The sequence below is a fragment of the Zoogloea ramigera genome, assembly GCF_006539865.1.
In the GTDB taxonomy this organism is placed as follows: domain Bacteria; phylum Pseudomonadota; class Gammaproteobacteria; order Burkholderiales; family Rhodocyclaceae; genus Zoogloea; species Zoogloea ramigera.
In genome coordinates this window covers 15,588-40,442 of record NZ_BJNV01000048.1, presented here as the reverse complement: position 1 = coordinate 40,442, position 24,855 = coordinate 15,588, and the positions used below count along the sequence as shown (strand labels likewise).

Annotated in this window: 26 protein-coding genes and 1 tRNA gene; 18 read left to right on the top strand and 9 right to left on the bottom strand. The window is 67.2% G+C overall.

Annotated features, from left to right (window positions below; all coding sequences use genetic code 11):
• Window positions 1–114: 114 nt before the first annotated feature.
• The 4 genes from ZRA01_RS13655 to ZRA01_RS13640 all read left to right on the top strand — a co-directional run bounded on the left by ZRA01_RS13655 (window position 115) and on the right by ZRA01_RS13640 (window position 3,151).
• Window positions 115–495, top strand: a complete 381-nt coding sequence (locus tag ZRA01_RS13655) for a Rha family transcriptional regulator (protein WP_218028726.1) — start codon at window positions 115–117, stop codon at window positions 493–495.
• Between the two features lie 410 nt (window positions 496–905).
• A complete protein-coding gene (locus ZRA01_RS13650; RefSeq protein WP_141353110.1) occupies window positions 906–2,054 on the top strand; it encodes a hypothetical protein in 1,149 nt (382 codons plus the stop codon).
• A 162-nt stretch (window positions 2,055–2,216) separates the two neighbouring features.
• Window positions 2,217–2,615 carry a hypothetical protein gene (locus ZRA01_RS13645; protein ID WP_141353107.1) on the top strand — a complete coding sequence of 133 codons (399 nt, stop codon included), beginning with the start codon at window positions 2,217–2,219 and terminating at the stop codon, window positions 2,613–2,615.
• A gap of 68 nt (window positions 2,616–2,683) precedes the next feature.
• The gene (locus tag ZRA01_RS13640; RefSeq protein WP_141353105.1) at window positions 2,684–3,151 is read left to right on the top strand and encodes a BRO-N domain-containing protein; all 468 of its coding nucleotides are present in this window, start codon (window positions 2,684–2,686) and stop codon (window positions 3,149–3,151) included.
• A gap of 152 nt (window positions 3,152–3,303) precedes the next feature.
• Here the strand turns inward: ZRA01_RS13640 and ZRA01_RS13635 are convergent, their stop codons facing one another.
• The 5 genes from ZRA01_RS13635 to hemP all read right to left on the bottom strand — a co-directional run bounded on the left by ZRA01_RS13635 (window position 3,304) and on the right by hemP (window position 6,162).
• Window positions 3,304–3,540 carry a hypothetical protein gene (locus ZRA01_RS13635; RefSeq protein ID WP_141353103.1) on the bottom strand — a complete coding sequence of 79 codons (237 nt, stop codon included), beginning with the start codon at window positions 3,538–3,540 and terminating at the stop codon, window positions 3,304–3,306.
• Between the two features lie 78 nt (window positions 3,541–3,618).
• A complete protein-coding gene (locus ZRA01_RS13630; RefSeq protein WP_141353101.1) occupies window positions 3,619–5,037 on the bottom strand; it encodes a DUF6538 domain-containing protein in 1,419 nt (472 codons plus the stop codon).
• A gap of 69 nt (window positions 5,038–5,106) precedes the next feature.
• Window positions 5,107–5,181, bottom strand: a tRNA-Arg gene (locus ZRA01_RS13625).
• Window positions 5,182–5,279: 98 nt separating this feature from the next.
• Complete coding sequence (locus ZRA01_RS13620; protein WP_141353099.1) at window positions 5,280–5,504, bottom strand: (2Fe-2S)-binding protein; 225 nt, start codon at window positions 5,502–5,504, stop codon at window positions 5,280–5,282.
• Between the two features lie 193 nt (window positions 5,505–5,697).
• Complete coding sequence (hemP, locus tag ZRA01_RS13615; protein ID WP_246093676.1) at window positions 5,698–6,162, bottom strand: hemin uptake protein HemP; 465 nt, start codon at window positions 6,160–6,162, stop codon at window positions 5,698–5,700.
• Window positions 6,163–6,171: 9 nt separating this feature from the next.
• On the opposite strand from hemP, the gene ZRA01_RS13610 reads away from it, so the two are divergent.
• Entirely contained in the window at window positions 6,172–8,079 is a 1,908-nt protein-coding gene (locus ZRA01_RS13610) for an ATP-binding cassette domain-containing protein (protein ID WP_141353097.1), read from the top strand.
• Window positions 8,080–8,093: 14 nt separating this feature from the next.
• Here the strand turns inward: ZRA01_RS13610 and ZRA01_RS13605 are convergent, their stop codons facing one another.
• Window positions 8,094–8,978: an HDOD domain-containing protein gene (locus ZRA01_RS13605; RefSeq protein ID WP_141353095.1), complete on the bottom strand. Its 885-nt coding sequence runs from the start codon at window positions 8,976–8,978 to the stop codon at window positions 8,094–8,096.
• A 147-nt stretch (window positions 8,979–9,125) separates the two neighbouring features.
• Between ZRA01_RS13605 and ZRA01_RS13600 the strand changes: the two genes are divergently transcribed.
• From ZRA01_RS13600 to ZRA01_RS13575, 6 genes are all read left to right on the top strand, one after another.
• Window positions 9,126–10,133 (top strand): oxidoreductase, encoded by a 1,008-nt coding sequence (locus ZRA01_RS13600; protein WP_141353093.1) that lies wholly within the window; start codon window positions 9,126–9,128, stop codon window positions 10,131–10,133.
• Window positions 10,134–10,155: 22 nt separating this feature from the next.
• Complete coding sequence (locus ZRA01_RS13595) at window positions 10,156–11,328, top strand: GGDEF domain-containing response regulator (RefSeq protein ID WP_141353091.1); 1,173 nt, start codon at window positions 10,156–10,158, stop codon at window positions 11,326–11,328.
• An 85-nt stretch (window positions 11,329–11,413) separates the two neighbouring features.
• Complete coding sequence (locus tag ZRA01_RS13590; protein WP_141353089.1) at window positions 11,414–13,309, top strand: propionate--CoA ligase; 1,896 nt, start codon at window positions 11,414–11,416, stop codon at window positions 13,307–13,309.
• 179 nt (window positions 13,310–13,488) lie between these two features.
• On the top strand, window positions 13,489–13,896 hold the full coding sequence (locus tag ZRA01_RS13585) for a hypothetical protein (protein ID WP_141353087.1): 408 nt from the start codon (window positions 13,489–13,491) through the stop codon (window positions 13,894–13,896).
• Entirely contained in the window at window positions 13,893–14,864 is a 972-nt protein-coding gene (locus ZRA01_RS13580; RefSeq protein WP_141353085.1) for a CapA family protein, read from the top strand. Before ZRA01_RS13585 ends, ZRA01_RS13580 begins: the two co-directional genes overlap by 4 nt.
• A 106-nt stretch (window positions 14,865–14,970) precedes the next feature.
• Window positions 14,971–15,843, top strand: a complete 873-nt coding sequence (locus ZRA01_RS13575) for a 2-keto-4-pentenoate hydratase (protein ID WP_218028725.1) — start codon at window positions 14,971–14,973, stop codon at window positions 15,841–15,843.
• A 14-nt stretch (window positions 15,844–15,857) separates the two neighbouring features.
• On the opposite strand, the gene ZRA01_RS13570 is transcribed toward ZRA01_RS13575, so the two are convergent.
• Together ZRA01_RS13570 and ZRA01_RS13565 are read right to left on the bottom strand one after the other, a co-directional pair.
• Window positions 15,858–16,466: a xanthine phosphoribosyltransferase gene (locus tag ZRA01_RS13570; protein WP_141353083.1), complete on the bottom strand. Its 609-nt coding sequence runs from the start codon at window positions 16,464–16,466 to the stop codon at window positions 15,858–15,860.
• Window positions 16,467–16,555: 89 nt separating this feature from the next.
• A complete protein-coding gene (locus ZRA01_RS13565; RefSeq protein ID WP_141353081.1) occupies window positions 16,556–17,890 on the bottom strand; it encodes a TAXI family TRAP transporter solute-binding subunit in 1,335 nt (444 codons plus the stop codon).
• Window positions 17,891–18,048: 158 nt separating this feature from the next.
• Here ZRA01_RS13565 and ZRA01_RS13560 point away from each other — a divergent pair, with 158 nt between their 5' ends.
• From ZRA01_RS13560 to ZRA01_RS13535, 6 genes are all read left to right on the top strand, one after another.
• Entirely contained in the window at window positions 18,049–19,023 is a 975-nt protein-coding gene (locus ZRA01_RS13560) for a tRNA dihydrouridine synthase (RefSeq protein WP_141353079.1), read from the top strand.
• Between the two features lie 10 nt (window positions 19,024–19,033).
• Window positions 19,034–19,720, top strand: coding sequence for a tRNA (guanine(46)-N(7))-methyltransferase TrmB (trmB, locus tag ZRA01_RS13555; RefSeq protein ID WP_141353077.1), 687 nt, complete (start codon window positions 19,034–19,036; stop codon window positions 19,718–19,720).
• A complete protein-coding gene (locus tag ZRA01_RS13550; protein ID WP_141353075.1) occupies window positions 19,717–20,427 on the top strand; it encodes a UPF0149 family protein in 711 nt (236 codons plus the stop codon). Before trmB ends, ZRA01_RS13550 begins: the two co-directional genes overlap by 4 nt.
• Window positions 20,428–20,430: 3 nt before the next feature.
• Window positions 20,431–20,763 carry a YkgJ family cysteine cluster protein gene (locus ZRA01_RS13545; protein ID WP_141353073.1) on the top strand — a complete coding sequence of 111 codons (333 nt, stop codon included), beginning with the start codon at window positions 20,431–20,433 and terminating at the stop codon, window positions 20,761–20,763.
• 124 nt (window positions 20,764–20,887) lie between these two features.
• A complete protein-coding gene (lysM, locus tag ZRA01_RS13540) occupies window positions 20,888–21,373 on the top strand; it encodes a peptidoglycan-binding protein LysM (protein WP_141353071.1) in 486 nt (161 codons plus the stop codon).
• A 95-nt stretch (window positions 21,374–21,468) separates the two neighbouring features.
• Window positions 21,469–21,687: an RNA-binding S4 domain-containing protein gene (locus ZRA01_RS13535; RefSeq protein ID WP_141353069.1), complete on the top strand. Its 219-nt coding sequence runs from the start codon at window positions 21,469–21,471 to the stop codon at window positions 21,685–21,687.
• Window positions 21,688–21,694: 7 nt separating this feature from the next.
• Here the strand turns inward: ZRA01_RS13535 and ZRA01_RS13530 are convergent, their stop codons facing one another.
• Window positions 21,695–22,162: a YchJ family protein gene (locus ZRA01_RS13530; protein ID WP_170182978.1), complete on the bottom strand. Its 468-nt coding sequence runs from the start codon at window positions 22,160–22,162 to the stop codon at window positions 21,695–21,697.
• Window positions 22,163–22,290: 128 nt separating this feature from the next.
• Here ZRA01_RS13530 and ZRA01_RS13525 point away from each other — a divergent pair, with 128 nt between their 5' ends.
• Window positions 22,291–24,846, top strand: coding sequence for a sensor histidine kinase (locus ZRA01_RS13525; protein ID WP_141353067.1), 2,556 nt, complete (start codon window positions 22,291–22,293; stop codon window positions 24,844–24,846).
• Window positions 24,847–24,855 lie beyond the last annotated feature (9 nt).

The following is a 24,855-nucleotide window of genomic DNA, read 5'->3' as shown; positions in this document are numbered from 1 at the left end:
GCTCCCGAAAGACCTCTCGATCACCCTTGTGAGCGGCTACAACGTGGTGGCAGACATTCGCAAGATGCTGGATGAACTGGGAAAAGATGTCCTGAGTTTTCAGGAACGGCTCTCGTGCCCGGTCCCAACAACTCCATGCGCCCGGTCCCGGTCTTCAACCTCCCGAAGGGCCTCAGCAATGTGCATCGGGACATCCGCACCATGCTTGATGAACTGAAACTCGACCCGTCCAAATTTGGATCGGTCTATGTGGATGCCAAGGGCGAGAAGCGTAGCGCCTGCTGCCTCCCCAAGGACCTCACGATCACCCTCGTGTCCGGCTACAACGTCACCATGCGGCATCGCATCGTGACCCGCTGGATGGAGCTTGAAGAGGCCGCCAAGCCTGCTACCTGGAAACGTCAAAAAGTGTGTCTTTCGGCTCTTCAGGCTCCCCGGCAGGGGCCCTGTGAGGGCATCGAAAACCGCTTGACAGGACCGAATAAATCTGAATAAAGAGCCTCGAAAATCGAGCCTGAAAATGGAAGATTGTCTTTTAATATCAATGACTTACATAACAAACCATGACCTAAACCCCGGCTTTAGCAGAAAGGCCAATAAAGATTCACTAAAGACTCTCTAAGGACTTCTTTGTTAAGGAGACCAGATAAAGAAGTATCACTTCAGATGCTTCTAAAGAGCCTCTTACTTCGCCCTCTGCATCCCAGGTCACCCTATCCGCCCATTGACCTAAACCCCCTCGACCTCTCGGCAGGCTCTTCCCGGAATCCGGGGATGGTTCTGCAAACTTCCCGGCCTGCCGCGAGGTCACCCCCATCCCATGAACTTCAATCCCAGTCCCATCACCTAGCGTGCTGCCCTTGTGGCGGCCTCACATTCCATCCGTCACAAGGAGAGCACACCCAATGAACGACAACACCATCAACAGCCGGCAAGGCATGGACGGTCAGGCCGTTACCACCTTCCAAGCCGGGCGCCCCGCCCAGGCCCCGGCAGACATCCCGCGGGTCACCATCGGCAACATTCAAGGCGTCACCCGCTACACGGTCGGCGAAGAGACCCAGCAGCCCCAGGAGCCGCCCGCCTTCAGTATGCAGAACGGCCGCATCGGTGACGGCCTCACCCGCTTCACCGCGGGCCAGCGAGGCGGCATTGAATCCGGCAGCATCACCCGTCAGACGGCCGCAGACCTCGCCCCGGCCTCTTCGGGCATCCTCGGCACCCTCCGCAACAATGCAGGCTTCCCGACCGGCATCGTCAGCCCTAACGCCACCGTTGAGCTGCCGGGCATGGGGCGCACCTCGGTCAAGGTCGCGGCTAACCTCGGCTTCCTCGCCCTTACGGCAGATGGCCGCTATGTGGAGGCAGGAGCCCCGGGAAACGCTGAAGGCGGTCTGCGTCAGGGCTCCGCACAGGAGCAGCAGGCCGCCATCAACAACAACGGCAACACCCAGGAGCAGCAGGCCGACGAAGGCCCGGCGCTCTTCGCCACCACGGCCACCGGCAACAACCTGGAAGAGGCTTACGGCAACTTGATCGAGCCCATCCAGCAGGCTACCTACGATTCGATGATGGCAGCGGCTACCGCCTACCTGACCCAGGACGGCGGCCTTGACGGCCTTATCGACTCCCTCGCCGGCCGCTTCGGGTCCGACCTCGCCAACGATTACAGCGCCCTCCGCGGCGAAGACATCGCCATCGAAGGGGACGCCCGGGAGCGGACCGCAGCCGCCATCAGGGCCGGGGCGGAGATGTGGCAGCACCAAGCCGACACCCACGTCAAGGCCGCCGGAATCGACCCAGCAGACTTCTACGAATGGGCCCGCGAGAGCAGCCCGGATGCCCTCAAGCAAGCAATTCAGGGCCAACTCTTCGGGCGCTCTCTGAAGGGTTACACGGACTTGATGAACAGCTACTTCGACAACGTCCCGCCGACCCTGGAAGCCCTGCAGCGGGGCGGCATCCCGACCAAGGAGCAAGGGGGCAAGACCTTCGTGCAGCTCGCCGGCTCCTGGATGCCCCTGGATGTGGCCGTCAAGGCCCGCTTGGTCTGACCGGGCAATGAAGCCAGCCCACGCCCCCACCACGGGCCACCACAGACCCCGGCAGAAGCCCGTAGAGCTCCGCGCCCAGGCTTCCCGCTGGGTGTGTAAGACCATCCAACCCATTGCAGCCTAGGCCCGCTAAAGGGCCTTCACACAGGACACCAAACCCCCATGACCACCTTTGATCTGAACTCCCGTCCCGCCGCTCTCGTGAGCGACACCACCAACGCCACCAACACCCGCCGTGAGGTCGTCTTCCAGCCCCTGCGGTCCGTCACCTCGGCGCAGCCCGGCGACGCCCTCACCGTGACCCTTCAGGCGCCCCCGTGGGCCCGCTCCGTCATCGCCATGCAGGCCACCGACCCGGGCACCGCTCCGGGCAACATGGCGCTTGAAGTCGGCGGCCTGGACATCGCCGGCAACGGCGCCCCCCTGCCCATCTTCCCCGGCACCTCGCCGGGCGGCCGCAACATCCGGGGCGTCATCGTCTCCGATAGCGTCCGCTTGAATGTGTCTCTCGTGCGCGTCCCGTCCGCCCTGGACCTCCGCGTCATCTTCCTGGATCACTGACCCTAAACCATCAAGGGGAGTCGGAATTGCCGACACCCCCAACCAACGAACAGAAAGGAGCCCGGCACATGCAGGAGCTTTTCACCTTCACGCCCTTCGCCTCAAGCGGTGACGGGTTCAACCTCTCGGCCACCGTCAAGGACGGTCAGCCCTGGTTCATCGCGGCCGACGTGTGCCGCTCCCTCGGCCTTGACCGCTCTGCCGTCCGACGGCTGGACGACGACGAAAAGGGTGTGCGTACTATGCACACCCCCGGCGGCCCGCAGTCCGTGGGCGTAATCAACGAGTCGGGCCTCTACTCGCTCATCTTCAGTAGCCGCAAGGAATCCGCCAAGCGGTTCAAGAAGTGGGTTACCTCCGATGTCCTGCCGAGCCTGCGCAAGCACGGCGGCTACATCAACGGGCAGGAAGCACTCCGCCCCGAAGCACAGGCGGAAGTCGTCAAGGTCGTCCATGAGGCCGCCCGCCGGGTCCGTAGCGAACTCGGCGAGGAGCATCGGGACCGTCATCGCCTCTTGAAGGCGGCCTTGCGATGATCGGCCGTCAGGGCCTCGCCATCCCCGCCACCGGGCAGCCGCAAGCGGCGGGCCTGGAAAAGGAGAAGGCCCCCGAAATCCGGGAGCCCTCCGTCAAGTTCAAGCTACCAAGCCAGCACTTCAGCGCCGGCCGCAGGCCCCGCTAGGCGCCCTTAAACCGCCTCTAGCGCGGTCTTCCGGGCTTCCGTGGTGAGCACCCACAGGCGGCCCCGATAGGCCACCTCGAAGCCGCTGCCGTCCCCGTAGGCAAGGACCGTATCCGACAGTCGGCGGGCCTTCATCCAGTCTTGCCCGGCCTCTTCAACAACGACACGGCGGGACGAGGTGACGGCGGAGCGAACGAGGGACACGAGAGCACGGAAGGCGGCGGCGGAGATGATGGATTGCATGTGATGGTTCCTTTCAGCGTATGGGCGTGACGAGACGGGGCCACGATGCCCGGTCTTGACCCCGGATGATTCGGGGGGTCAGGACTCGCCTACGGCGGCCTGCAGATGCTTCTGACGGATGCTCAAGGTGTGGCCGTCGCCATACACCTTATCGCCCACGAACTCCTTCGCCCAACCGCCTATTTCAAGGGCGACCTCTGACGGGCAGCCGGTATTCCGCAGCCGGTCCCGCAAGGTGTGGCGGAAGTCGTGGGTGGAATGCTCTTCAAAGCCTTGCGCCTTGATCCACTTATTCAGCGTCGCGGAGGCGGAGCCGTTCTTAGCCTTGCCGTCCTCGCCCACGTACTGAGGGAAGGCGAACACCTGCCCCGGTGCGGCAGTCTCGTGGATGCGCTTGGCAGCCCACAGGGCCACGCCGACCAGCGGGACACCCCTGAAGCTGTCCTTCTTCCGGCGCCCGTTCGTGGCGGCCTTGTCGGTCTTGATGCCCCGTGCCGAGTTCTTGGTGAAGACCACGTAAGGGATGGGCGCATCAAGGATCACTTCCGCCAGGGTCAGGCCCACAATCTCACCCACCCGGGCGCCTGTGCCCATCTGGAGCGCGATAGCCCAGCGGGCGGAGTCATCGACCTTCCGACAGATGCCCGCCAGCTTCGACCAATCGGCATCACTCAGGGGGCGGCCTTCCTCGGTGTCCTCGCCCTCGTTCTTGATGGTCGGCTTCTCGAAGGGGTTCGGAAGGTGAAGCTCTTTCTCTAGGACGTACTTCGAGAACACCGCCCGCAACTCGTTAAGATAGCGCCGGATGGTCCCGGTCTTCAGCCCGCGGGCCGTCTCATGCTCGATGAAGACCCGGACATGGTCCCGGCGGATGTCCCTGACGGGCTTGTCACCCACGGCGGCCACGAAGACCGCGATAGCGCCTTCCGCAGCCTTCCGGCGGCCCTCGTTGTCGCCCTTCTGGTGCGCCCGCAGATAGACCTCAAGGGCGTCCTTGAGCTTGTCCTTCTTCGGCTTGAGCAAATCGAGGGCGGCCACCTGCACAGGCCCCAGGTAGGACCGCGGATCAGCCTGCCGGTAAGTCTCGTCACAGTCCCCCGCGTAGGCTTCCCGGGCGGCCTCGAAGGGCCTCAGGAGGGCGTCTAGTGAGGCCTCGTCCTGCGTGGGGACGTGGGGGGTAAGACCGTGCTCAAGGAGCAGGTGAAGGGCCTGGACCTCGGCGGCCTCTGCGGAGGCGTTCGGATCAGCCCGGAGCAAGTCCCATTGGCGTTCGTGCTTCGCGTTCAGGAGCTTGACCTTTTTCAGGGCCACGGCGGGATCAGCGGTCCCCAGGGGAACCTTGATGATCTTCGTCGGGAGCCTGCCGCGGAGGTCCGTAGGGACAGCCCGTTGATAGTAAAAAAGCCCGTTGTCGCGTTGCTCGGTGTAACGAATAGCCAAGAGAAGAAGAGAGCGGGAAGGCCGCCGGTGTCGCCTTTTCATGTGGTCCTCTACCATGAAACTACCACAGGCAACACCGGGAAACCGGCTTAACTACTTGATTTTGATTGGATTTTTCAATCCTAGTGGTCCCCCCGACAGGAATCGAACCTGTATCTGGCGCTTAGGAGGCGCCCGTTCTATCCATTGAACTACGGAGAGACTCAAGCCCGACATTCTATCCTGCCGACGCGCTTGAAAGCTACGCCCCTGGCGGCTTGTTCAGGCTGGAACGATGAATTTGCCTGGTACGACCTGGCTCAGCGTGCCGGATGAAGGAGGATGGCTGCGCCGGACTTGGGGTGAGGGGGCGGGCCCATCTGTTCGATGGTCTTGTCCATGCACTGTTTGGCACAGCGGGCGCAGCGGCCGCAGTCTTCGATGATGCCGAGTTCGGTGCGCAGGTCACGCAGGTGGCGTGCCCCGTCCTTGACGGCGGCTTCGATTTGCCTTTCGGTGACAGCCCGGCAGACGCAGACATACATGGCGCGGTTTCCAGATGTAGGTTGGCCCGGCCTCAGCCTGCCGGAAAAAGCCTGATGACGAGACCGAAGGCCGCCAGCCCGCCTGTTGCGCCGAGGCTTACCAAAAGGATGATGCCAGAGGCTGACACGCCCCGGCGGCCCTTGAAAGGCGGGTGGGCTGCAGAATGCCCGGAGAGGTGGCGGAGGACCTGGCTCATTTGGTGAGGATCAGTTTGCCCGCGCGGGTGCTCCGCAGGGCGTAGATCATTCCCTCGTGCTCGATGTAGATGCAGGCGCGTTCCTTGAACAGGTCCTTGCTGCGGATCGGGGTATCGAACTGACCGCTCGGCAAGGCCGCATCGGCGATGGGCTGGGCATCGGCGGGTTGGGCTGGTGGGCTTGTAGTCACTGGACAACAATCGAAATGCGAATAATTCGTATTGTTAATTCGATTTCGGGTTTCGTCAACAAAAGTTGTGAAAATCGCGGCTCTTCCCCGGTGGCGCGCCCGTGAGCCGAGCCCCACCGCGCCGGCCTGCTGGCAGCGTCGGGCAGGGCGGTGCGCTGTTGGCGTGCCAAGGCCAGCGGCTGCCGGCAGGCGGGCCATCGATCCGCAGCCTTCATCGCCGCCCGTCAGGCCCCTCCGGCGGGTTAAAATCGCGCCCTTTCCGTTTGTCACACCTTATCCATGCCGCTGATCACCCTTGATGATGCCTGCCTCGCCTTTGGCCACGTCGCCCTGCTCGACAAGGCCGCCTTTCAGCTCGACCTAGGCGAGCGGGTGGCGCTGATCGGGCGTAACGGCAGCGGCAAGTCCAGCCTGCTCAAGGCCCTGGCCGGCCAGGCGACGCTGGACGATGGCCGGCTGTGGAGGCAGCCGGGGGCGAAGGTGGCCTACGTGCCCCAGGAGGCCGACTTCCCCCTCGAGCGCAGCGTGTTTGCCACGGTGGCCGATGGCCTGGGTGACGTGGCCCAGTTGCTGGTGGATTACCACGCCGCGATGCTGGCGGTGGCCGATGACGCCAGCGAGGCGGCCCTGGCGCGGCTCGAAGACCTGCAGCACCGGGTCGAGGATGCCCAGGCCTGGCGCCTCGAGCAGCGCGTCGAGCAGGTGCTGGGCGAGCTCCGGCTGTCGGGCGAGGCGGTGGTCGGCAGCCTGTCGGGCGGCGGCATCAAGCGGGTGGCGCTGGCCCGGGCGCTGGTGGGCGAGCCCGAGATGCTGCTCCTCGACGAGCCGACCAACCACCTCGACATCGACGGCATCCTGTGGCTCGAAGGCCTGATCCGCGAGTTCCGCGGCGCGGTGGTGGTGATCACCCACGATCGGGTCTTCCTCGACCACGTGGCGACGCGCATCGTCGAGCTCGACCGGGGCATCCTGGCGAGCTTCCCGGGGCGTTTCAGCGATTACCTGCTGCGCAAGGCCGAACAGCTCGACGCCGAGGAGAAGGCCAACGCCCGCTTCGACAAGCTGCTGGCGCAAGAGGAAGTGTGGATCCGCAAGGGCGTCGAGGCGCGGCGCACCCGCAACGAAGGCCGCGTGCGGCGCCTCGAGGCCCTGCGCCGCGAGCGTAGCGCCCGCCGGGATCGCTTCGGCAACGTCAAGCTGGCGCTCGATCGGGGCGACGGCAGCGGCCAGATGGTGGCCGAACTCGAACACGTCACCAAGCGCTTCGGCGAGCGCACCGTCGTGGCGGATTTCTCCACGCGCATCATGCGCGGCGACCGCATCGGCCTGATCGGCCCCAACGGCGCCGGCAAGACCACGCTGCTCAAGCTGATCCTCGGCGGCATCGAGCCGGACGAGGGCCGCGTGCGCCGCGGCACCCGCCAGACGGTGGCCTACTTCGACCAGCTGCGGGCCCAGCTCGACCCGGAGGCCCCGCTCACCGAGGTGATCAGCCCGGGCTCGGATTACGTCGAGATCGCCGGCCACCGCACGCACATCATCGGCTACCTCGGCGATTTCCTGTTCTCGCCCCAGCGCGCCCGCTCGCCGGTCAAGTCGCTGTCCGGTGGCGAGCGCAACCGGCTGCTGCTGGCCCGCCTGTTCGCCCGGCCGGCCAACATGCTGGTGCTCGACGAGCCCACCAACGACCTCGACATCGAGACCCTCGACCTCCTCGAAGAGCTGCTCGCCAGCTACGACGGCACGGTGTTCCTGGTCAGCCACGACCGGGCCTTCCTCGATAACGTGGTGACCCAGGTGATCGCTTCGGAGGGCGACGGCAACTGGAAGGAGTACGCCGGCGGCTACGAAGACTGGCTGCGCGTGCGCAAGCCGGCCGAAGCCGCACCGGCGGCCCAGCCCAAGGCCGCCGCGCCTAAGCGGGAGGCCGCGGCGCCGGTGGCCGTGCCCAAGCCGGTAAAGCTGAGCTGGAAGGAAGAGCGCGAGCTCGAGGCCCTGCCGGACCGCATCGCCGCGCTGGAGGACGAGCAGACGGCCGCCCAGGCCCGCCTCAATGACCCGTCCATCTACCGGGACGCACCCCAGGACGTGCCGGTGCTCAACAGCCGCCTGCAGGCGCTCGAGGCCGAGATCGAGGCGGCGATGCTGCGTTGGGAAGACCTGGAGTCCCGCTCCGGCAAGAAGTAAGGCGGAGGAGGCCCTCAGCCCGGTGGCAGCGCCCCCTCGGCGCGGCCACCTGCGGCGAGCAGGGGTTCGATGGCCTCGTGGGGTGCCGAGACCCGGTTGAGCAGATGCTCCCGGCCGATGTGCAGCAGCGACTCGATGGCGCTCAGGTCGTCAGGGATGGCCGGGTTGCTCCAGCCCTGAGCGGTGTGGCGGGACAGGCTGGCGGCCAGCTGCACGGTGCGCACGCGGGCGTTGTCGATGTGCTTCTCGTCCATCATCGACACCAGCAGATCGGGCAGACGCCAGTGGCGCACCAGCGCCAGCTGGAGCTCCTTGGCCGAAAAATTGAAGATCATGCGCTGGGCTGTGGATGAGCGCAGGCCGGGCTCGGCGTGCTGCATCGCGTAGACGTTTTGGGTGAGGGTGGGCGCAAAGACCCAGCACAGGATCTCGGTGGCCTCCGACAGCAGCGCCGCGACGGTGATCTCGTCCACGTCCAGGTCGTGGCGCAGCACGGCCCAGTCGCGGGCGTAGCGCGATGCCCGCCGGGCGCGGCTGATCACCCGGAGCACGCCCACCAGTGCCTTCGGATAATCCCCCAGCTGGTCCTCGATGGTCGGCACCGCCGAGAACTCCCGCAGGAAGGGCGAGATGCCCATCATCATGACGGCCCGCTCGATGGTGGTGATGTCGTGGTTCTGGCGGGCGCGTCGGTGGGCCTCGATATGGATCAGCACCTTGAGGGTCATCAGCGGGTCGCCCAGCACGAGGGCGGCCACCGTGCGGCCGTTGATGTCGTCCTCCTGCTCGCGCATGGCCTGCAGCTCCCGCACGGTGTGCTTGAGCACGGGCAGGGGCTGCTGGTCGAAGAAGGCGACGTAGCGCTCGAGGCTGTCGAAGGGTTGGGCGATCAGGGCCATTGTGGTGCTCCGCGGGCGATGACCCCATTTACGGCAGCGCGTGCCGCGGATTGAGGCCCGATGCGGTACGGCGGCGAGTCGCTGGCTATAATCTTCCGATCAAAAACACGAGCAGCCAGCCAGGCGCTCGATCGAGAGGAGAAAAACATGTCCACCAGCGTCCCCCCTTTCAAGGCCTACGTCATCCGCCAGGACGAGAACCGCAAGGTGTCCGCCGCCATGGAGCCGCTCAGCGTCGACGGGCTCGACGCGGGCGAGGTACTCATCAAGGTGGCCTATTCGAGCGTCAATTACAAGGACGCGCTGGCGGCCACCGGCGCGGGCAAGATCATCCGGCGCTTTCCCTGCGTGGGCGGCATCGACCTGTCGGGCACAGTGGTCGACAGCAGCGACCCGCGCTTCAAGGCCGGCGACCCGGTGATCGCCACCAGCTACGACATCGGCGTCGCCCACCACGGCGGCTACGCCGAATACGCGCGCATTCCGGCCGGCTGGGTGGTGCCGCTGCCCGACGGCTTGTCGCTGTTCGACGCGATGGCGCTGGGCACCGCGGGTTTCACCGCGGCGCTGGGCATCGTGCGCATGGAAGACAACGGCCTGCGCCCCGAGAACGGCCCGGTGATCGTCACCGGCGCCAGCGGCGGCGTGGGTGGGCTGGCCATCGACATGCTGGCCGGGCTGGGCTACCACGTGGTGGCGCTCACCGGTAAACCCCAGGAAGAGGAATACCTGCGCAGCCTGGGCGCCGCCGAGCTGCGCCTGCGCGACACCATCGACCCGGCCACCACGCGGCCCCTCGACGTGGGCCTGTGGGCCGGCGCCGTCGACAACGTGGGCGGTGACATTCTCGCCTGGGTGCTGTCCACCATGAAGCAGGCCGGCACCGTGGCGAGCATCGGCAACGCCCAGAGCATCAAGCTGAACACCACCGTGTTCCCCTTCATCTTGCGCGGAGTGAGCCTGCTCGGCGTCGACTCCGGCTACATGGGCGAACCGACCCGCAGCAAGGTGTGGGCGCGGCTGGCCTCCGACCTCAAGCCGCGGCACCTGGCGGCCATGACGCGGACGGTGCCGTTTGCAGAACTTCCGGGCGTTTTCCACGACTTCATCGAAGGACGGGTCAAGGGGCGCACGGTGATTGCCGTAAAGGACTGAAGTTACCCACTGTGAGCCCAGCATGAGTGAAGAACGCGATCAGAGCCTTCCCCGAGTCCTGATCATCGACGACTCCCGGATGGTGAGAGCCTCCATCATTCGGCACGTGCGGGGCCGCTTCGAAGTGCGCGAGGAGGCCGACGGCGAGGCCGGCTGGCAGACTTTGCTGGTCGACCCGACCATCCAGGCGGTCATCACCGATATCGGGATGCCGCGCCTCGACGGCTATGGCCTCCTCGAGCGCATGCGTTCATCGCGCCTGTCGCGCATCAACACGCTGCCGGTGGTGGTCATCTCGGGCGACGACGAGCCCGACGTGCGCATCCGGGCCAAGAGCGCCGGCGCCACCGATTTCATCTCCAAGAGCGTCAGCAATGTCGAGCTGCTGGCCCGCCTGGAGGCGCTCACCCAGCTCGCCCGCACCCAGCGCGACCTCGAAGAGAGCCGCGCCGCGCTGGCCACCGCCAGCCCCGTCGACCCCGACTCCGGCCTCGCCACGGCCTCGTATCTGCACCACCACGCCAGCCAGGAGCTCGCCTCGGCCCAGCGCCACAAGGGCGAGCTGTCGGTGCAGGTCATCGAGATCGACCAGTTTGAAAGCCTCGTCGCCCGCTACGGCGCCCACGTGGCCCAGCTGGTGAACCGCAAGCTCTCCAAGATCATGGCCACCAAGCTGCGCAAGGAGGACACCGTCGCCGAGCTGGCGCCGGCGCGCTTTGCGGTGGTCTCGCCCGCCACCAGCATGAACGGTGCGGCGGGCTTTGCGCTGCGCCTGCAAAACGCCATCGACCACATCGTGATGACCTACCGGGAGGAGCGCATCCGCATCCGCCTCACGGTGGGCATCGCCACCTCCAGTGCCGGCCAGGTCGAGACGGTCAGCCACCTGATCGGCGTGGCCGTGCAGCGCCTGGCCCAGGGCCGCGCGGCCGGCGGTAACCGCATCATGGGCGAGAAGGGCGAGATCACCGCCGACATGCTCACCCCCCGTGCGCGCCCGCCGATCAGCATCGACAAGCTGCTCCAGCAGCTTGCCGGCAACCCGGCCGATGCCGGGCTTGTTGCGCAGATCCCCGACGCGATCCGGACCCTCCTGCCGCTCCTGGAATTGATAGAATCCCGTAGCCATTCCGGTGTCCCGCTGGCAAAGCTCGCCAGCTTTGCCGACGCCGAACTGGCAAGCGCCGCCCCCTAAAAAAACATAATTGGCGAACACTGTCCCATGTCGTTTCGTCATGGGCGGCGTCGGTGCATTCGTTCAAGACTGAGGGAGAGAACCCATGACTTCGTACCAGGCATTCCACAAACGCTCCATCGAAGACCGCAACGGCTTCTGGGGCGAGCAGGCCGAGCTGATCCACTGGAACAAGAAGCCCGAGCAGATCTACGATTTCTCCAAACCGCCTTTCGTCAAATGGTTCGTCGGCGGTGAAACCAACCTCTGCTACAACGCCGTCGACCGCCACGCCGAGACCAACCCCGACGGCAAGGCGCTGGTGTACATCTCCACCGAGACCAACGAAGAGAAAACCTACAGCTTCGCCGAGCTGCGCACTGAAGTCATGCGCATGGCAGCGATCTACCAGGCCCTCGGCGTCAAGAAGGGCGACCGCGTCCTGATCTACATGCCGATGATCGCCGAGGCCGCCTTCGCGATGCTGGCCTGCGCGCGCATCGGCGCGATCCACTCGGTGGTGTTCGGCGGCTTCGCCTCGCATTCCCTCGCCACCCGCATCGACGACGCCAAGCCTACCGTGATCGTCTCGGCCGACGCCGGCATGCGCGGCGGCCGCCCGGTGCCCTACAAGCATCTGCTCGACGAAGCCATCAGCCTGGCCGAGCACAAGCCCGCCGCCGTGCTGATGGTCAACCGCGGCCTCGACACCGAGATGAACGTCGTTGCCGGCCGCGACGTCGATTACGCCACCCTGCGCGCCCAGCACATCAATGCCGACGTGCCCGTCACCTGGGTCGAATCGTCCGAGCCCAGCTACATCCTGTACACCTCCGGCACCACCGGCAAGCCCAAGGGCGTGCAGCGCGACACCGGCGGCTACGCGGTGGCCCTGGCCGCCTCGATGAAGCACATCTACTGCGGCAACCCGGGCGAGACCTTCTTCTCCACGTCCGACATCGGCTGGGTGGTCGGCCACAGCTACATCATCTACGGCCCGCTGATCGCCGGCATGGCCACCATCATGTACGAGGGCACCCCGCTGCGCCCCGACGCCGGCATCTGGTGGAAGATCTGCGAGGAGCAGCAGGTCACCGTGATGTTCAGCGCCCCCACCGCGATCCGCGTGCTCAAGAAGCAGGACCCGGCCTTCCTCAAGAAGTACGACCTCTCCCGGCTGCGCGCGCTGTACTGCGCCGGCGAGCCGATGGACGAAACCTCCCACCAGTGGATGATGGACGAGCTGGGCATCCCGGTGATCGACCACTACTGGCAGACCGAGACCGGCTGGGCCATGCTGTCGCTGATGCCCGGCGTCGAAAAGCAGGGCGTGCAGCTCGGCTCCCCCGGCTTCCCGGTGTATGGCTACGACGTGCGCTTGTTCCGCGACGATGGCTCCGAGTGCGGCCCCAACGAAAAGGGCATCGTCGGCGTCGTGCCGCCGCTGCCGCCGGGCTGCCTGTCCACCGTGTGGGGTGACGACAAGCGCTTCGTGTCCACCTACTTCACGCTGTTCCAGGAGCCGCTGGTGTATTCCAGCTTCGACTGGGGCATCAAGGACGACGCCGGCTACTACAAGATCCTCGGCCGCACCGACGACGTGATCAACGTCGCCGGCCACCGCCTCGGCACCCGCGAGATCGAGGAGGCCGTGCAGGCCCACCCGGCGATCGCCGAGGTGGCCGTGGTGGGTGTTGCCGACCAGCTCAAGGGCCAGATGCCGATGGCCTTCGCGGTGGTCAAGGACCCGGCCAGCGTGGACACCCCCGAAAAGGTGGCCGAGCTCGAGAAGGCCGTCATGAAAATCGTCGACGGCAGCCTCGGCGCCATCGCCCGGCCGGCCCGCGTGCATTTCATCTCAGGCCTGCCCAAGACCCGCTCCGGCAAGATGCTGCGCCGCTCCATCCAGGCCCTGGCCGAAGGCCGCGACCCGGGTGACCTGACCACCATCGAAGACCCGAGCACCCTCGAGCAGATCAGGGCGGCTCTGGTCGCCAAGTAAGCCGGCTGCGCGCAGCCAGTCAGAAGGCCGACCGCTCATCCGGTCGGCCTTTTTCGTGGGCGCTGCTGCCTCGATGCGAGCGATCAAGTCAATCCAATCAACACGCCCGCATTGCGCCAGCGCCCCCGGGCAAAACACTCCTTGCGCAGTCCTCAGCGCTCCAGCTTCATAAGGCTCCAATGAAACCCCTGCTACCCGCCGTATTGTCGGCACTGCTCCCATTCACGGCCGATGCCGCGCCGCGCATCGTCTGCCACACCCACTACAACGGCGAGAGCCAGGCCCACGTGGCGCATCCGGTCGCCACGCCCTACGGCGTCGAGGGCGTCACCCTGGGCGAGCGCTTCGTCTTCCGGGTGGTGTTCCAGAACAAGCCGGCCGACATCGCCGCGGTGAAGGTGTTCACCTCCATCCTCCCCGACGAAGGGCCCGCGCAGCCCGTCCATCAGGCCACTTACCGGTGGCCCGTGCCTCGGGGTGCGCAGCCGGAAGGGCAGGGCTTCACCGGCCTGCAGCGGGTGTTCGAGCCCACCTACAACGGCCACCTGGAATACTGGTGCGAAGCCGAGCGGGGGGGCCGGCGATGAAGCGCCTGCGCCGTATCGCCGCCAGCCTCGTACTCGTCGCCGGCACCGCCTGGGCCGGGGATCACAGCGCGACCCTGATCTTCGCCGGCGACGTGATGCTCGACGACGGCCCCGGCCGCCTGATCGCCGATGGCGGTGACCCGCTGGCGGCGGTGGCGCCCCTGCTGGCCGACGCCGACTACCGCATCGCCAACCTCGAGTGCTCGGTGTCCACCCGCGGCGCCAGCCTGCCCGGCAAGCCCTACACCTTCCGGGCCGACCCCCGCGCGCTCCGCGTCATGCAGGGGCGCTTCGATGCGGTGGCCGTGTCCAATAACCACTCGGGCGACTTCGGCCCCGACGCCTTCCTCGACACCATCGACCACCTGCGGCAAGCCGGCCTTCGCAGCTTCGGTGGCGGCCGCAACCTGCGGGACGCCCACGCGCCCCTGTGGCTCCACAAGAACGGCCTGCGCATTGCCGTGCTCGGCTACAACGAATACAAGCCCCGCAGCTTCGAAGCCGGCGCCAGCCGCCCCGGCGTGGCCTGGAGCGAGGACAGCGAGGTGATCTCCGACATCCGCGCCGCCCGCAAGGCCGGCGCCCACATCGTGATCCCCTTCATGCACTGGGGCTGGGAGAACCGCCACACCCCCAGCCTGCGCCAGCGGATGCTCGCCCGCAGGATGATCGACGCCGGCGCCAGCCTCGTCGTCGGCGGTCACCCCCACGTGATCCAGGGCGCCGAGCTGTATCGTGGCAAGCTCATCGTGCACAGCCTCGGCAACTTCGTCTTCGACGGCTTCGATCTGCCCGAGGAGCGCCAGGGCTGGCTGTTGCGGCTGGAGGTCGACCGGCGCGGCCTCAAGGCCTGGCAGACCCGCCTGGTGCAGATCGATGCCGCCGGCACGCCGGTACCGGTGAGCGGCGCCGAGACACCCTGCGGCAGGCGAGGGCGCGGCGTGATCGACGACTGCCGCAATCCCTGAGGGCGTCGTGCGCCGGGCAGGCCGGCAATTGCCACCGACATGCACCCGGATGGTATATCCTGTGCCACCTTGCCCTATTTGCATGACACCCCAGGAGAAACCCTAAATGAAACCCACGACGAAGCCCGTGCTCGCCGCCCTTGCCCTGTGCATCACCCTGCTGCCGGCCTTGGCCCAGGCGGCCTGCCCCAGCGATCTGGAAGCCGCCGCGGTGGCGTCGGCCATCGTCGCGCGCCAGCCGGTGCCGCAACCGGCCGGCACGCTGAGCATGGCCGACGGCCTGTGCGGGCGCGACAAGGTGGTGCGCTACCTGGCCCAGGCCTACGGTGAATCGGTCGGCTACAAGGCGGGCCTCACCAACCCGGCGGTGCAGCAGCGCTTCAAGTACGACGCGCCCCTGCGCGGCACCCTGTTCAAGAGCATGCTCACCACCGACGGCGCCGAGCTGCTGGCCGCCTTCGGCACCCGCCCGGTCTTCGAGGCCGACCTGATCGTCGAGGTGGCCGACCCGGTGGCCCTGGCCCGGGCCGAAACCCCGCTCGCCGCGCTGCGGGCGCTGCGCAGCTACGCTCCCTACATCGAGCTGCCCGACCTGATGGTGGCCGACCCGTCCACCCTGGGCGGGCCGATGCTGGCGATGGTCAATGTGGGCGCCCGCGCCGGCGTGGTGGGCAAGGCGATCCCGGTGAAGGCCACGCAAGAGCTCGCCGACGCCTTCGCCAGCATGACCGTGAGCCTCACCGATGGCAACGGCGTGGTGCTGGACAGCGGCAAGGGCAACGCCACCCTCGGCAACCCGCTCAATGCCGCGATCTGGCTGGCCCGCGATCTGGCCGCCGACCACATGCCGCTCAAGCGCGGCGATCTGCTGTCGCTGGGCTCATTCACCAAGCTGCTGCCGCCCCGGCCGGGCCTGGCGGTGAAGGCGACCTACGAAGGCCTGCCCGGCAAGCCCGGGGTGAGCGTCCGCTTCCGCTGAAGCGCTGCCGGGCCTTATTCGTCCCGCGGCTGGGTGAGGATTGCCCGGCCGTTGTCGAGGTGTTCCACCTGGGCCAGCGTAGACACCGGTACCCCCAGCGATTCGATGAACTGCCGGCCGTGCTTGAAGCACTTCTCGACCACGAAACCGGCCCCCAGCACCTGGGCGCCGGCCTCCCGGGCCATGTCGATGAGGGCCGCGGCGGTGCGCCCGTTGGCGAGGAAGTCATCGACGATCACCACCCGCTGGCCCGGCTTGATGTAGCGCCCCGATATCACCAGCCGGTTGTCGTCGCCCTTGGTGGGCGAGTGGATCAGGCGCGACAGGGCCGGCGCCTCGACCTGGCGTGAATACTTCTTGGCGTACACCATCGGCACGCTGAGGGTCTGGGCGACGATCAGCGCCGGCGCGATGCCGCTGGCCTCGGCGGTGAGGATCAGATTGGGCTGAAAGGCCGACAGGCGCTTGGCGAGCTCGTGGGCCAGCTCGAAGATGAAGGCCGGCTCGATGCGGTGATTGAGAAAATGGTCGATCCGCAGGATCTGCCCGTCCACCGAGGCCTCGGCTTCGATGCGGCGCACGAGGGGGGCGTAGGGGGCGGTGAGGTTCAGGTGGGGGCTCATGGTGAGGCTCTTGACTCGGATGGGGGCGGGGCCGGGGTTCCACTGGAAAGGCCCGCGTTCAGGACAGTTTCAATCTAGCAATCGGCGCCTCAGGGTTGCGTGACGGTTTCCGCAAGGTGACGCAGACGGCGGCGCACCAGGCCGATATGTTCACGCAGGGTGTAAAGCTCGTTGCTGAAGGCCAGCGGCAGCTTGCGCCGGGCGGCCCGCTCCTCGATGCGGTCGAGCCGGCCCAAAAAAGTGTCGAGCGCCGCCAGGCTGTGGCCGTCCTGCCCGGCGCGGTCGATCTCCGCCTCGAGAAACTTGAGCTCCCCGTACCAGCGATAGACCCGCGCGCGCATGCGCCAGTTGTAGATGGCCGGGATCACCTTGGAGAGCGGGATTACCACCGCGAAGAGCGGCAGCAGCATCACGAAGAGGCGGTCGATCAGCACTGCCAGCCAGAAGGGCAGGTAGCGCTGCAGGAGCGGCGGGCCGGAATCGTAAAAGCGCCGCGCCATCGGGTGGATCGGCAGGGCGTGGTCCTGGGGCGCAGGAAAGCTGTTGGCCGCCTGCAGCAGGCCCGGCGGGCTGTGGATGTCCCGGGCATGCTTGAGGAGCAGGGTGACGATGGCCGGGTGGATGTCGGCCTTCACCACCAGGTTGGCGGTGGCCGCCAGCAGCTGCACGTCACGGGGCGGCTGGTCGCCGCGGATGTCGATGGCGCCGCGGGGCAGCGTGATCTTGACGAGGTGGGGAAAGTGCCGCACGTAGCCGTCGGCCTGGGCAAAGCTGAGCAGGCCGATGCCCGGCGTGTGGAGGAGGGCGTCCACCACCGGCGCCTGGGGCGCGCCGACCACAAAAAACGCCTCCACGTCGCCGCGCCTGAGGGCCGCCACCGCGTCCATGCCGCCAAGCGCCACGAGACGCGGGTCGTCGGTGGCGAAGCCGTTGGCGGCCAGGAGCTGCAGCGCAAAGAGCTGGGCGCCGCTGCCCGCCGTGCCGACGGCGATGCGGCGGCCCTTCAGCTGGTCGATGCGGTCGAGGCGGGCGTCGGCCTTGCGGTGGAAGACCCACACGGGCTCGAGGTACATGCTGCCGAGGGTGGCCAGGTCGTCGGAATCCGGCTCGTTGGCGATGCCGCCCTGCAGGAAGCCGACATCGACGCTGTCGTCGGTCTTCAGCCGGCGCAGGTTTTCGACGGCGCCGGACGATGGCCGCAGTTCGACCTCGATGCCGTCCTGGGCCAGCTTGTCCCGATAGCGTTCGCCGAAATAATGGTAGGCCCCGCCGGGCGCCCCGGTGCTGATGACGATCTTCTTGGGCGGCGCCGGGCGCACGAACTGCCAGGCCAGCGCAAACGCCGCGGCGATCAGGACGAGGGCCGGCAGCGCGAAGATCAACAGCTCGCGGCGGCTGGCGGAAGGGGTGTCGGAGCGGCGCATGGCGCGGGCATTCTGCGGGTGGGTGTCGAGGGCTCAGGCCGCGCATCTTACGCCTGTTGCCGCGCGCCCGCCGGGCGGCGTGGGCGCCTATCGGCGGGCGGCGCTTTGCGGTACAGTCCGCCCCCTTGAAAGTCTTGAATCCGCTGGATATTCCTGCCATGCCCCGCCTCTTGCTCGCCCCCATGGAAGGCCTCGCCGACGACGTGCTGCGCGAGGTGCTGACCCGCGTCGAGGGCTATGCCCACGCGGTCACCGAGTTCGCCCGGGTGTCGGGCTCGGTGCTCCCGGCGCGGGCCTTCACGCGGATCTCCCCCGAGTTGCGGGCCGGCAGCGCCACCTCCAGCGGCACGCCGGTGCGGGTCCAGCTGCTCGGCTCCGACCCGGCCTGCATGGCCGACAACGCGGCCCAACTGGTGCGGCTCGACCCGGCGGGCATCGACCTCAATTTCGGCTGCCCGGCGCCCACGGTCAACCGCCACCGGGGCGGGGCGGCGCTGCTCGACGAGCCGGAGCTGCTCCACGCCATCGCCTGCGCGGTGCGCCGGGCGGTGCCGCCGCACATCCCCTTCACCGCCAAGATGCGCCTGGGCGTGGCCGACACCGGCAAGGCCCTCGACTGCGCCCGGGCTCTCGCCGATGGCGGGGTCGTGGGCCTGGTGGTGCATGCCCGCACCAAGAACGACGGCTACCGCCCGCCGGCGCACTGGGAATGGGTCGGGCGCATCGCCGACGTGGTGGTGGTACCGGTGGTGGCCAATGGCGAGGTGTGGACCGAGGACGACTGGCGACGCTGCCGCGCCGTGAGCGGCGCCACCGATGTGATGCTCGGCCGCGGCGCGGTGGCCGACCCGTTTCTGGTGCGGCGCATTCGCGCCGGCGCCGACGCGCCCGCTGACCGCGCCGCCGAATGGGCCGAGCTCCTGCCGCTGATCGCAGAGTTCTGGCTGCGAGTGCTGGCCAAGGTCGAGGCCCGCCACGCACCGGGCCGGCTCAAGCAGTGGCTCAACCTGCTGCGCCGCAACTTTCCCCAGGCCGAAGCCCTGTGCCGCGAGCTGCGCCCCCAGGCCGATCCGCGGCAGATCGACCCCATCCTGGTCGGGCATGGCGTGCCGCTCTTGCGGGCGGCCGCGTAGAATTGCACCGATGTACGCCAATTCCCGCATCCCCGAGAGCGCCCAGCAGGGTGTCCATGAACACCTCGTCGAGCTCGTCGCCAAGCACGTCCGCTGCGAATTTCGCAAGCCTTATCTCGATTACAACAAGGCCGCCTTCGAACACAGCCTGGCCGGCTGGGACGGCAAGGCGCCGCTGATCCTCGACGCTGGCTGCGGCGTCGGCCACAGCACGATCCAGCTGGCCCGGGCCTTCCCCGACCATTGGGTGATCGGCGTCGATCAGTCCGAAGACCGCCTCACCCGCAAGAAGCCCTATCCCGATGCGCTGATGCCCACCAACCTGGTCTTCGTGCGCGCCGACCTGGTGGATTACTGGCGCCTGATGGCCGAGGCCGGCATCCGCCTGGCGCGGCATTACATCCTGTACCCCAACCCCTGGCCCAAGATCGGCCACCTGGCCCGGCGCTGGCATGCCCACCCGGTGTTCCCGTTTGTGCCGCGGCTCGGCGGGCGCCTGGAATGCCGCAGCAACTGGAACATTTATGTAGAAGAATTCAGTGCCGCGCTTAGCCTGCTGACCGGCCGGCCGGCGCCCTTCGAGGCCTTCGAGGCCCCGTCGCCGCTCACCCCTTTCGAACGCAAGTACCGGGATTCCGGCCAGACCCTTTACCGGTGTGTGGTGGAGCTCGATCACCTGGAGGAAAACCCGTCATGACCCAAGCCCGCTCCATCCCCCTTACCGAAGACGAACTCGAGCAGCTCGAAGAACTCCTCGTCTCCGACGAAGTGCCCGCCGACTGCATGAACCTCGAGATGCTCGACGGCTACCTCGCCGCCATCGTCGCCTCGCCGCTGCCGATCCCGGTCGAAGACTGGCTGCCCGCGGTGTGGACCGCCGACGAGGGCGAGGTGGGCTTCGGCTCCGGCAGCACCCTGCAGAAGGCCATCGAGCTCGTGCTGCGTTATTACAACGACCAGCTGGCCGCCATCGCCGACGAGGAAGGTGACGAGGAGGGCGAGGCCGAAGGCTGGCAGCCCTTCTGCTACGCCCAGGGCGGCGACGACGACCCGGCCATCGGCGAGGAGTGGACCAACGGTTTCGAGCAGGGCTTCGAGATGTGGCCCGTCGAGTGGCCCGACAAGGTGAGCGACACCGCCATCGCCGAAGAGCTGCTCGAGCTGATCCTCGGCCCCGAAGAAGAAGTCTCGGTGCCCGCCGATGCCGAAGCCCAGCTCGCCGAGCTCGAACAAAAGGGCTTCGCGGTCCAGCACCTCTTCCAGAACTGGCGCGCCCTCGGCCTGCCGGTGCCGGAGCCCGTCGCAGTGAGCGCCACCGCGGCCGCCAAGAGCGGCCCGGGCCGCAACGAACCCTGCCCCTGCGGCAGCGGCAAGAAGTACAAGAAGTGCTGCGGCGCCGCCTGACCCGTGGCTGACCCCTGCCTCTCGTGTGGCGCCTGCTGCGCCAGCTTCCGGGTGGATTTCCATGTCTCCGACCTGGAGAGCCAGCCCGGCGGTTGTGTGCCGGTGGCCCTGACGCTGCCGGTCACCGCCAGCCTGTACCGGATGCGCGGCACCGACGACGGGCCACCGCGCTGCATCGCGCTGGCAGGCGACATCGGCGGAGAGGTGCTCTGCACCATCTACGACCGCCGCCCCGGGCCGTGCCGCGACTTCGCGCCCTATGCGGCGCTCGGCATCGGCGACGAGGGCTGCGCCCGCGCCCGCCGGCGCCACGGCATGCAACCCCTGGGCGAGTAAGGGCAACGTTGGGGCAAGGTCGGGGCGGCGCGGCGCGAGTTTGCCTTCGGACACACTTTTGGGGTGCATTGGCGGGCCGTTCGCCTTAGTCTCTCATCTCCTCAACATCAGTCAGGAGCACGACATGGGATTGCTGAGCTTTGTGCGTGAAGCAGGTGAAAAACTCTTTGGCCGCAAGGACGTCGAAGCGGCCGCCGCGGAAAGCGCCCAGGACAAGCTGGCCGACCTCAACCAGAAGGCCGCCGCCGCCATCGTCGCCTACATCGACAAGCAGGGCCTGGACGCCAGCGCCCTCACCGTGAGCTTCGATGGCGCCAGCAGCACCGTGACCGTCGCCGGCACCGTTGCCGACCAGGCCACCAAAGAAAAAGTGCTGCTGTGCTGCGGCAACGTGGATGGCGTCGACAAGGTGGACGACCAGCTCACCGTCACCAACCCCGAGCCGCCGGCCACCTTTCATACCGTCGTGCGCGGCGACACCCTGTCGGCGATCGCCAAGGCCTGCTACGGCAACGCCAACGCCTACATGAAGATCTTCGAGGCCAACAAGCCGATGCTGAGCGACCCGAACAAGATCTACCCGGGCCAGGTACTGCGCATTCCGGCCTGACCTGCGGGCTTTGCGATGATTGGCGGATTGTGTCGGCTCTGACACAATCCGCCACTCTTTTTTCATCACGCCGTAACGTACCGGAGCCTCAAGCCATGACCATCCGCTTTCCCGTCGAAGGGGAATTCATCCAGCTCGACCAGCTCCTGAAGGCCACCGGCCTGTGCGGCTCTGGTGGCGAAGCCAAGCAGCGGGTCGCCGACGGTGACGTGTTCGTCGACGGCGAGATCGAGAACCGCAAGCGGGCCAAGCTGCGCCCGGGCCAGCGCGTCGATTTTGCCGGTGAGACCATCGAGCTCGTGCTCGAGGGCTGAGGCCGCGTCAGGCTGGGTGGATGTCGCCGTCGACGTAGAGCCAGCGGCCATCCACGCGCAGGAAACGGCTTGTTTCGTGCAGGCGGTGGGCCCGCCCGCCGACCTTGTAGCGGGCCACGAACTCGACGACGGCGTGGGTCTCGTCGACCCGCTCGTGACGACGCACCTGCAAGCCCAGCCATCGGGTCTGTGAGTCTTCGGCCAGGCCGAGCTCCGCCGGGCGGTAATCCGGGTGCCAGGTGGCCAGCAGGTAGGCCTCCCGGCCCAGCGTGAAGGCAGTGTAGCGGGAGCGCATCAGCGCCTCGGCGTCGGGTGCCGGAGCGCCGCCATCAATGTAGCGCCCGCAGCAGGCGGCGTAGTCGGCGGGTTTGCCGCAGGGGCAGGCTTGGGGCATGGCGGCGTCTGATAGGGCAGGGCGCTCATTCTGGTCCGGCAGCCGCGCCGGCGGCAAGAGTTGCGTGTAGGCTGTGTCCATGAAGTTTTTCACGGTGAGGCCGTTAAAAGCGGCGGGAGACCTGCCTCGCCGTCGGGCGTGTGTCTGCGTGCCCGACTCGATCAATGCCGGCCTGGCCGCAAGGCTCCGGCTCACTTGTGGGTGAGGACATGGGATTCAAGCGCTGGATGATGGGGATTCGCGGCAAGCTGATCGCGATCTTCGTCGTCATCAAGGTACTGCCTTTGCTGTTGCTGGCCCTGGTGGCCTGGACCATGGCCCAGCGCCTTGGCGACACCGTCAGCCGGCAGGCCGGCGCGATGGCCGACTCGATGCTGGCGACCATCCGTCAGATGGGCGACACGGCCACCGGCGACGCCATCAAGGCCCTCGACGACCGGGCCCGCGAGGGCATCGAACGCCTCACCACCGACACCGCCCGGGCGGTGGCCGGCTTTCTGTACGACCGCGACGCCGACATCCTGCAGGCCGCCCAGGTCGAGCCCGACGAGGCGGCCTACCGGCGCTTTCTCGCCCACCGCAGCCGCGCGTTGCATCGGCACGGCAGCTGGCGCCTGTCGGACGATCAGAGCCGCTGGGAGAGTGCCGGGCCAGAGGGCTGGGACGAAGCCCTGGCCGCCGACGCGAGCCAGGCGCTGCCCGACAATGCCAAGCACTTCAATGCTCGCCCGCCCGAGTACATCGGCGTCCCCGAGCAGCGCCCGCTGTTCGTCGAGATGAGCTTCATCGACCTCAATGGCCGCGAGCGCGTCAAGATCACCACCGGCGAGCTGATGCCCACTGCCTTGCAGGATGTGAGCCGGCCGGAGAACACCTTCATGAAGGCCGAGCGCTACTGGCCCGAGCTCAGGAAGCTGAAAGCGGGCGAAATCTACGTTTCGGAAGTGATCGGCGCCTACGTGGGCAGCCGCGTGATCGGGCCCTACCTGCCGGCGTCGGCCAAGAAGGCCGGCATCGAGTTCAAGCCCGAGGAGTCTGCTTACGCGGGCACCGAGAACCCCGTCGGGCGCCGCTTCCGCGGCATCGTGCGGTGGGCGACGCCGGTGCTGAAGGGTGGCCGCATCGTCGGCTACGTGAGCCTGGCCCTCGACCACGACCACATCCGCGAGTTCACCGATCACCTGAGCCCCACCGACTCCCGCTACACCGCGATCAACGACGCGATCGTCGGCAACTACGCCTTCATGTGGGACCACCGCAGCCGCAACATCTCGCACCCGCGGGACTATTTCATCGTCGGCTATGACCCGGCCACCGGCGAGCAGGTCACGCCGTGGCTGGACCAGGGGCTCTACGACGCCTGGCAGGCTTCCGGCAAGCCCTCCGGGGCCTTTCTGGCGGGCGTCACACCCTTCGACGGGCAGTCCCTCAAGAAAAAGCCCGCCGCCGCCCAGGTGAAGGCCGGCACCGTGGCCCTGGATTGCCGCTACCTCAACTTCTCGCCCCAGTGCGCCGGCTGGAACCAGCTCACCGAGAGGGGCGGTTCGGGGTCTTTTGCGATCTTCTTCTCGGGCCTGGACAAGCTCACCACCGCCGCAGCGATCCCCTATTACACCGGCCAGTACGGCTACTCGCAGCGGGGCTTCGGCTTCGTCACGATCGGTGCCAACGTGGATGACTTTCACCGCGCCGCCACCGCCTCGGCCAAGCGTATCGGCGAGGCGATCACCGAAACCGACAAGGAGTTCCAGCAGAAGCGCGAGGCCCTGCGTGGCGACATCGGCAGCAACCTGACCCAGACCGCCGGCGCGCTGACCCTGTCCACGCTGGTGATGGTGGTGCTGGTGATCATCGTGGCGATCTGGATGGCCGAGTTCATCACTCGCCGCATCACCGGCATGATCGACGGGCTCGGGCGCTTCCAGGCGGGCGATCTGTCCCATCGGCTGCAGGCGCGCTCCACCGACGAAATGGGCGAACTCGCCCGCTCGTTCAACCGCATGGCCGACACGGTGCAGGAGTCCTTCAAGCGTTCCGAGGACGGCCGGGCCCGGGCCGAGGAGGCCAACAAGCTCAAGTCGGACTTCCTCGCCAACATGTCCCACGAGCTGCGCACGCCCCTCAACGGCATCCTCGGCTATTCGGAGCTGCTGCAGGTCGAGCTCGAAGACCCGGCCCAGCAGGAGTACGCGGCGAGCATCCACACCTCGGGCCAGCACCTGCTCGACATCGTCAATGACCTGCTGGATCTGGCCAAGGTCGAGGCCGGGCGGATGGAGCTCAAGGTGGCCGAGCTCGAGCTCTCCCGCCTGGTGGCCGACCTGATCGGCGCCCACCGGGCCCACGCCCAGGGCAAGTCGCTCACCCTCACGAGCACGCTGGCGGACGATCTGCCGGCGCAGATCTCGACCGACCCCCAGCGGCTGCGGCAGATCATCAACAACCTCTTGAACAATGCGATCAAGTTCACCGAAAATGGCGAGGTCGAGTTGAAGGTGCGCCGGCTTGACGACCGGCTCGCCTTCGACGTCCGCGATTCCGGCCCGGGTATTCCGCCCGAGGCGCAGGGCGTCATCTTCGAGAAATTCCGTCAATTGGATCAGTTCATCACGCGAGACCACGGTGGCACCGGCCTGGGCCTGGCCCTGGCCCGGGAGCTCGCCCATCTGCTCGGCGGTCAGCTGAGCCTCGAATCCCGTGTCGGCGAAGGGTGCACCTTCACGCTGACCCTGCCCATCGCAGGGCCGTCCACCCCTCCCACCTGACAGGCATCA

What these genes read in the sequence shown, in the direction of transcription:
- ZRA01_RS13650 (WP_141353110.1), top strand. Translation starts at nt 906, where the DNA reads ATGAACGACAACACCATCAACAGCCGGCAAGGCATGGACGGTCAGGCC.
- ZRA01_RS13645 (WP_141353107.1), top strand. Translation starts at nt 2,217, where the DNA reads ATGACCACCTTTGATCTGAACTCCCGTCCCGCCGCTCTCGTGAGCGAC.
- ZRA01_RS13640 (WP_141353105.1), top strand. Translation starts at nt 2,684, where the DNA reads ATGCAGGAGCTTTTCACCTTCACGCCCTTCGCCTCAAGCGGTGACGGG.
- ZRA01_RS13635 (WP_141353103.1), bottom strand. Translation starts at nt 3,540, where the DNA reads ATGCAATCCATCATCTCCGCCGCCGCCTTCCGTGCTCTCGTGTCCCTC.
- ZRA01_RS13630 (WP_141353101.1), bottom strand. Translation starts at nt 5,037, where the DNA reads ATGGTAGAGGACCACATGAAAAGGCGACACCGGCGGCCTTCCCGCTCT.
- ZRA01_RS13620 (WP_141353099.1), bottom strand. Translation starts at nt 5,504, where the DNA reads ATGTATGTCTGCGTCTGCCGGGCTGTCACCGAAAGGCAAATCGAAGCC.
- ZRA01_RS13610 (WP_141353097.1), top strand. Translation starts at nt 6,172, where the DNA reads ATGCCGCTGATCACCCTTGATGATGCCTGCCTCGCCTTTGGCCACGTC.
- ZRA01_RS13605 (WP_141353095.1), bottom strand. Translation starts at nt 8,978, where the DNA reads ATGGCCCTGATCGCCCAACCCTTCGACAGCCTCGAGCGCTACGTCGCC.
- ZRA01_RS13600 (WP_141353093.1), top strand. Translation starts at nt 9,126, where the DNA reads ATGTCCACCAGCGTCCCCCCTTTCAAGGCCTACGTCATCCGCCAGGAC.
- ZRA01_RS13595 (WP_141353091.1), top strand. Translation starts at nt 10,156, where the DNA reads ATGAGTGAAGAACGCGATCAGAGCCTTCCCCGAGTCCTGATCATCGAC.
- ZRA01_RS13590 (WP_141353089.1), top strand. Translation starts at nt 11,414, where the DNA reads ATGACTTCGTACCAGGCATTCCACAAACGCTCCATCGAAGACCGCAAC.
- ZRA01_RS13585 (WP_141353087.1), top strand. Translation starts at nt 13,489, where the DNA reads ATGAAACCCCTGCTACCCGCCGTATTGTCGGCACTGCTCCCATTCACG.
- ZRA01_RS13580 (WP_141353085.1), top strand. Translation starts at nt 13,893, where the DNA reads ATGAAGCGCCTGCGCCGTATCGCCGCCAGCCTCGTACTCGTCGCCGGC.
- ZRA01_RS13575 (WP_218028725.1), top strand. Translation starts at nt 14,971, where the DNA reads ATGAAACCCACGACGAAGCCCGTGCTCGCCGCCCTTGCCCTGTGCATC.
- ZRA01_RS13570 (WP_141353083.1), bottom strand. Translation starts at nt 16,466, where the DNA reads ATGAGCCCCCACCTGAACCTCACCGCCCCCTACGCCCCCCTCGTGCGC.
- ZRA01_RS13565 (WP_141353081.1), bottom strand. Translation starts at nt 17,890, where the DNA reads ATGCGCCGCTCCGACACCCCTTCCGCCAGCCGCCGCGAGCTGTTGATC.
- ZRA01_RS13560 (WP_141353079.1), top strand. Translation starts at nt 18,049, where the DNA reads ATGCCCCGCCTCTTGCTCGCCCCCATGGAAGGCCTCGCCGACGACGTG.
- trmB (WP_141353077.1), top strand. Translation starts at nt 19,034, where the DNA reads ATGTACGCCAATTCCCGCATCCCCGAGAGCGCCCAGCAGGGTGTCCAT.
- ZRA01_RS13550 (WP_141353075.1), top strand. Translation starts at nt 19,717, where the DNA reads ATGACCCAAGCCCGCTCCATCCCCCTTACCGAAGACGAACTCGAGCAG.
- lysM (WP_141353071.1), top strand. Translation starts at nt 20,888, where the DNA reads ATGGGATTGCTGAGCTTTGTGCGTGAAGCAGGTGAAAAACTCTTTGGC.
- ZRA01_RS13535 (WP_141353069.1), top strand. Translation starts at nt 21,469, where the DNA reads ATGACCATCCGCTTTCCCGTCGAAGGGGAATTCATCCAGCTCGACCAG.
- ZRA01_RS13530 (WP_170182978.1), bottom strand. Translation starts at nt 22,162, where the DNA reads ATGGACACAGCCTACACGCAACTCTTGCCGCCGGCGCGGCTGCCGGAC.
- ZRA01_RS13525 (WP_141353067.1), top strand. Translation starts at nt 22,291, where the DNA reads ATGGGATTCAAGCGCTGGATGATGGGGATTCGCGGCAAGCTGATCGCG.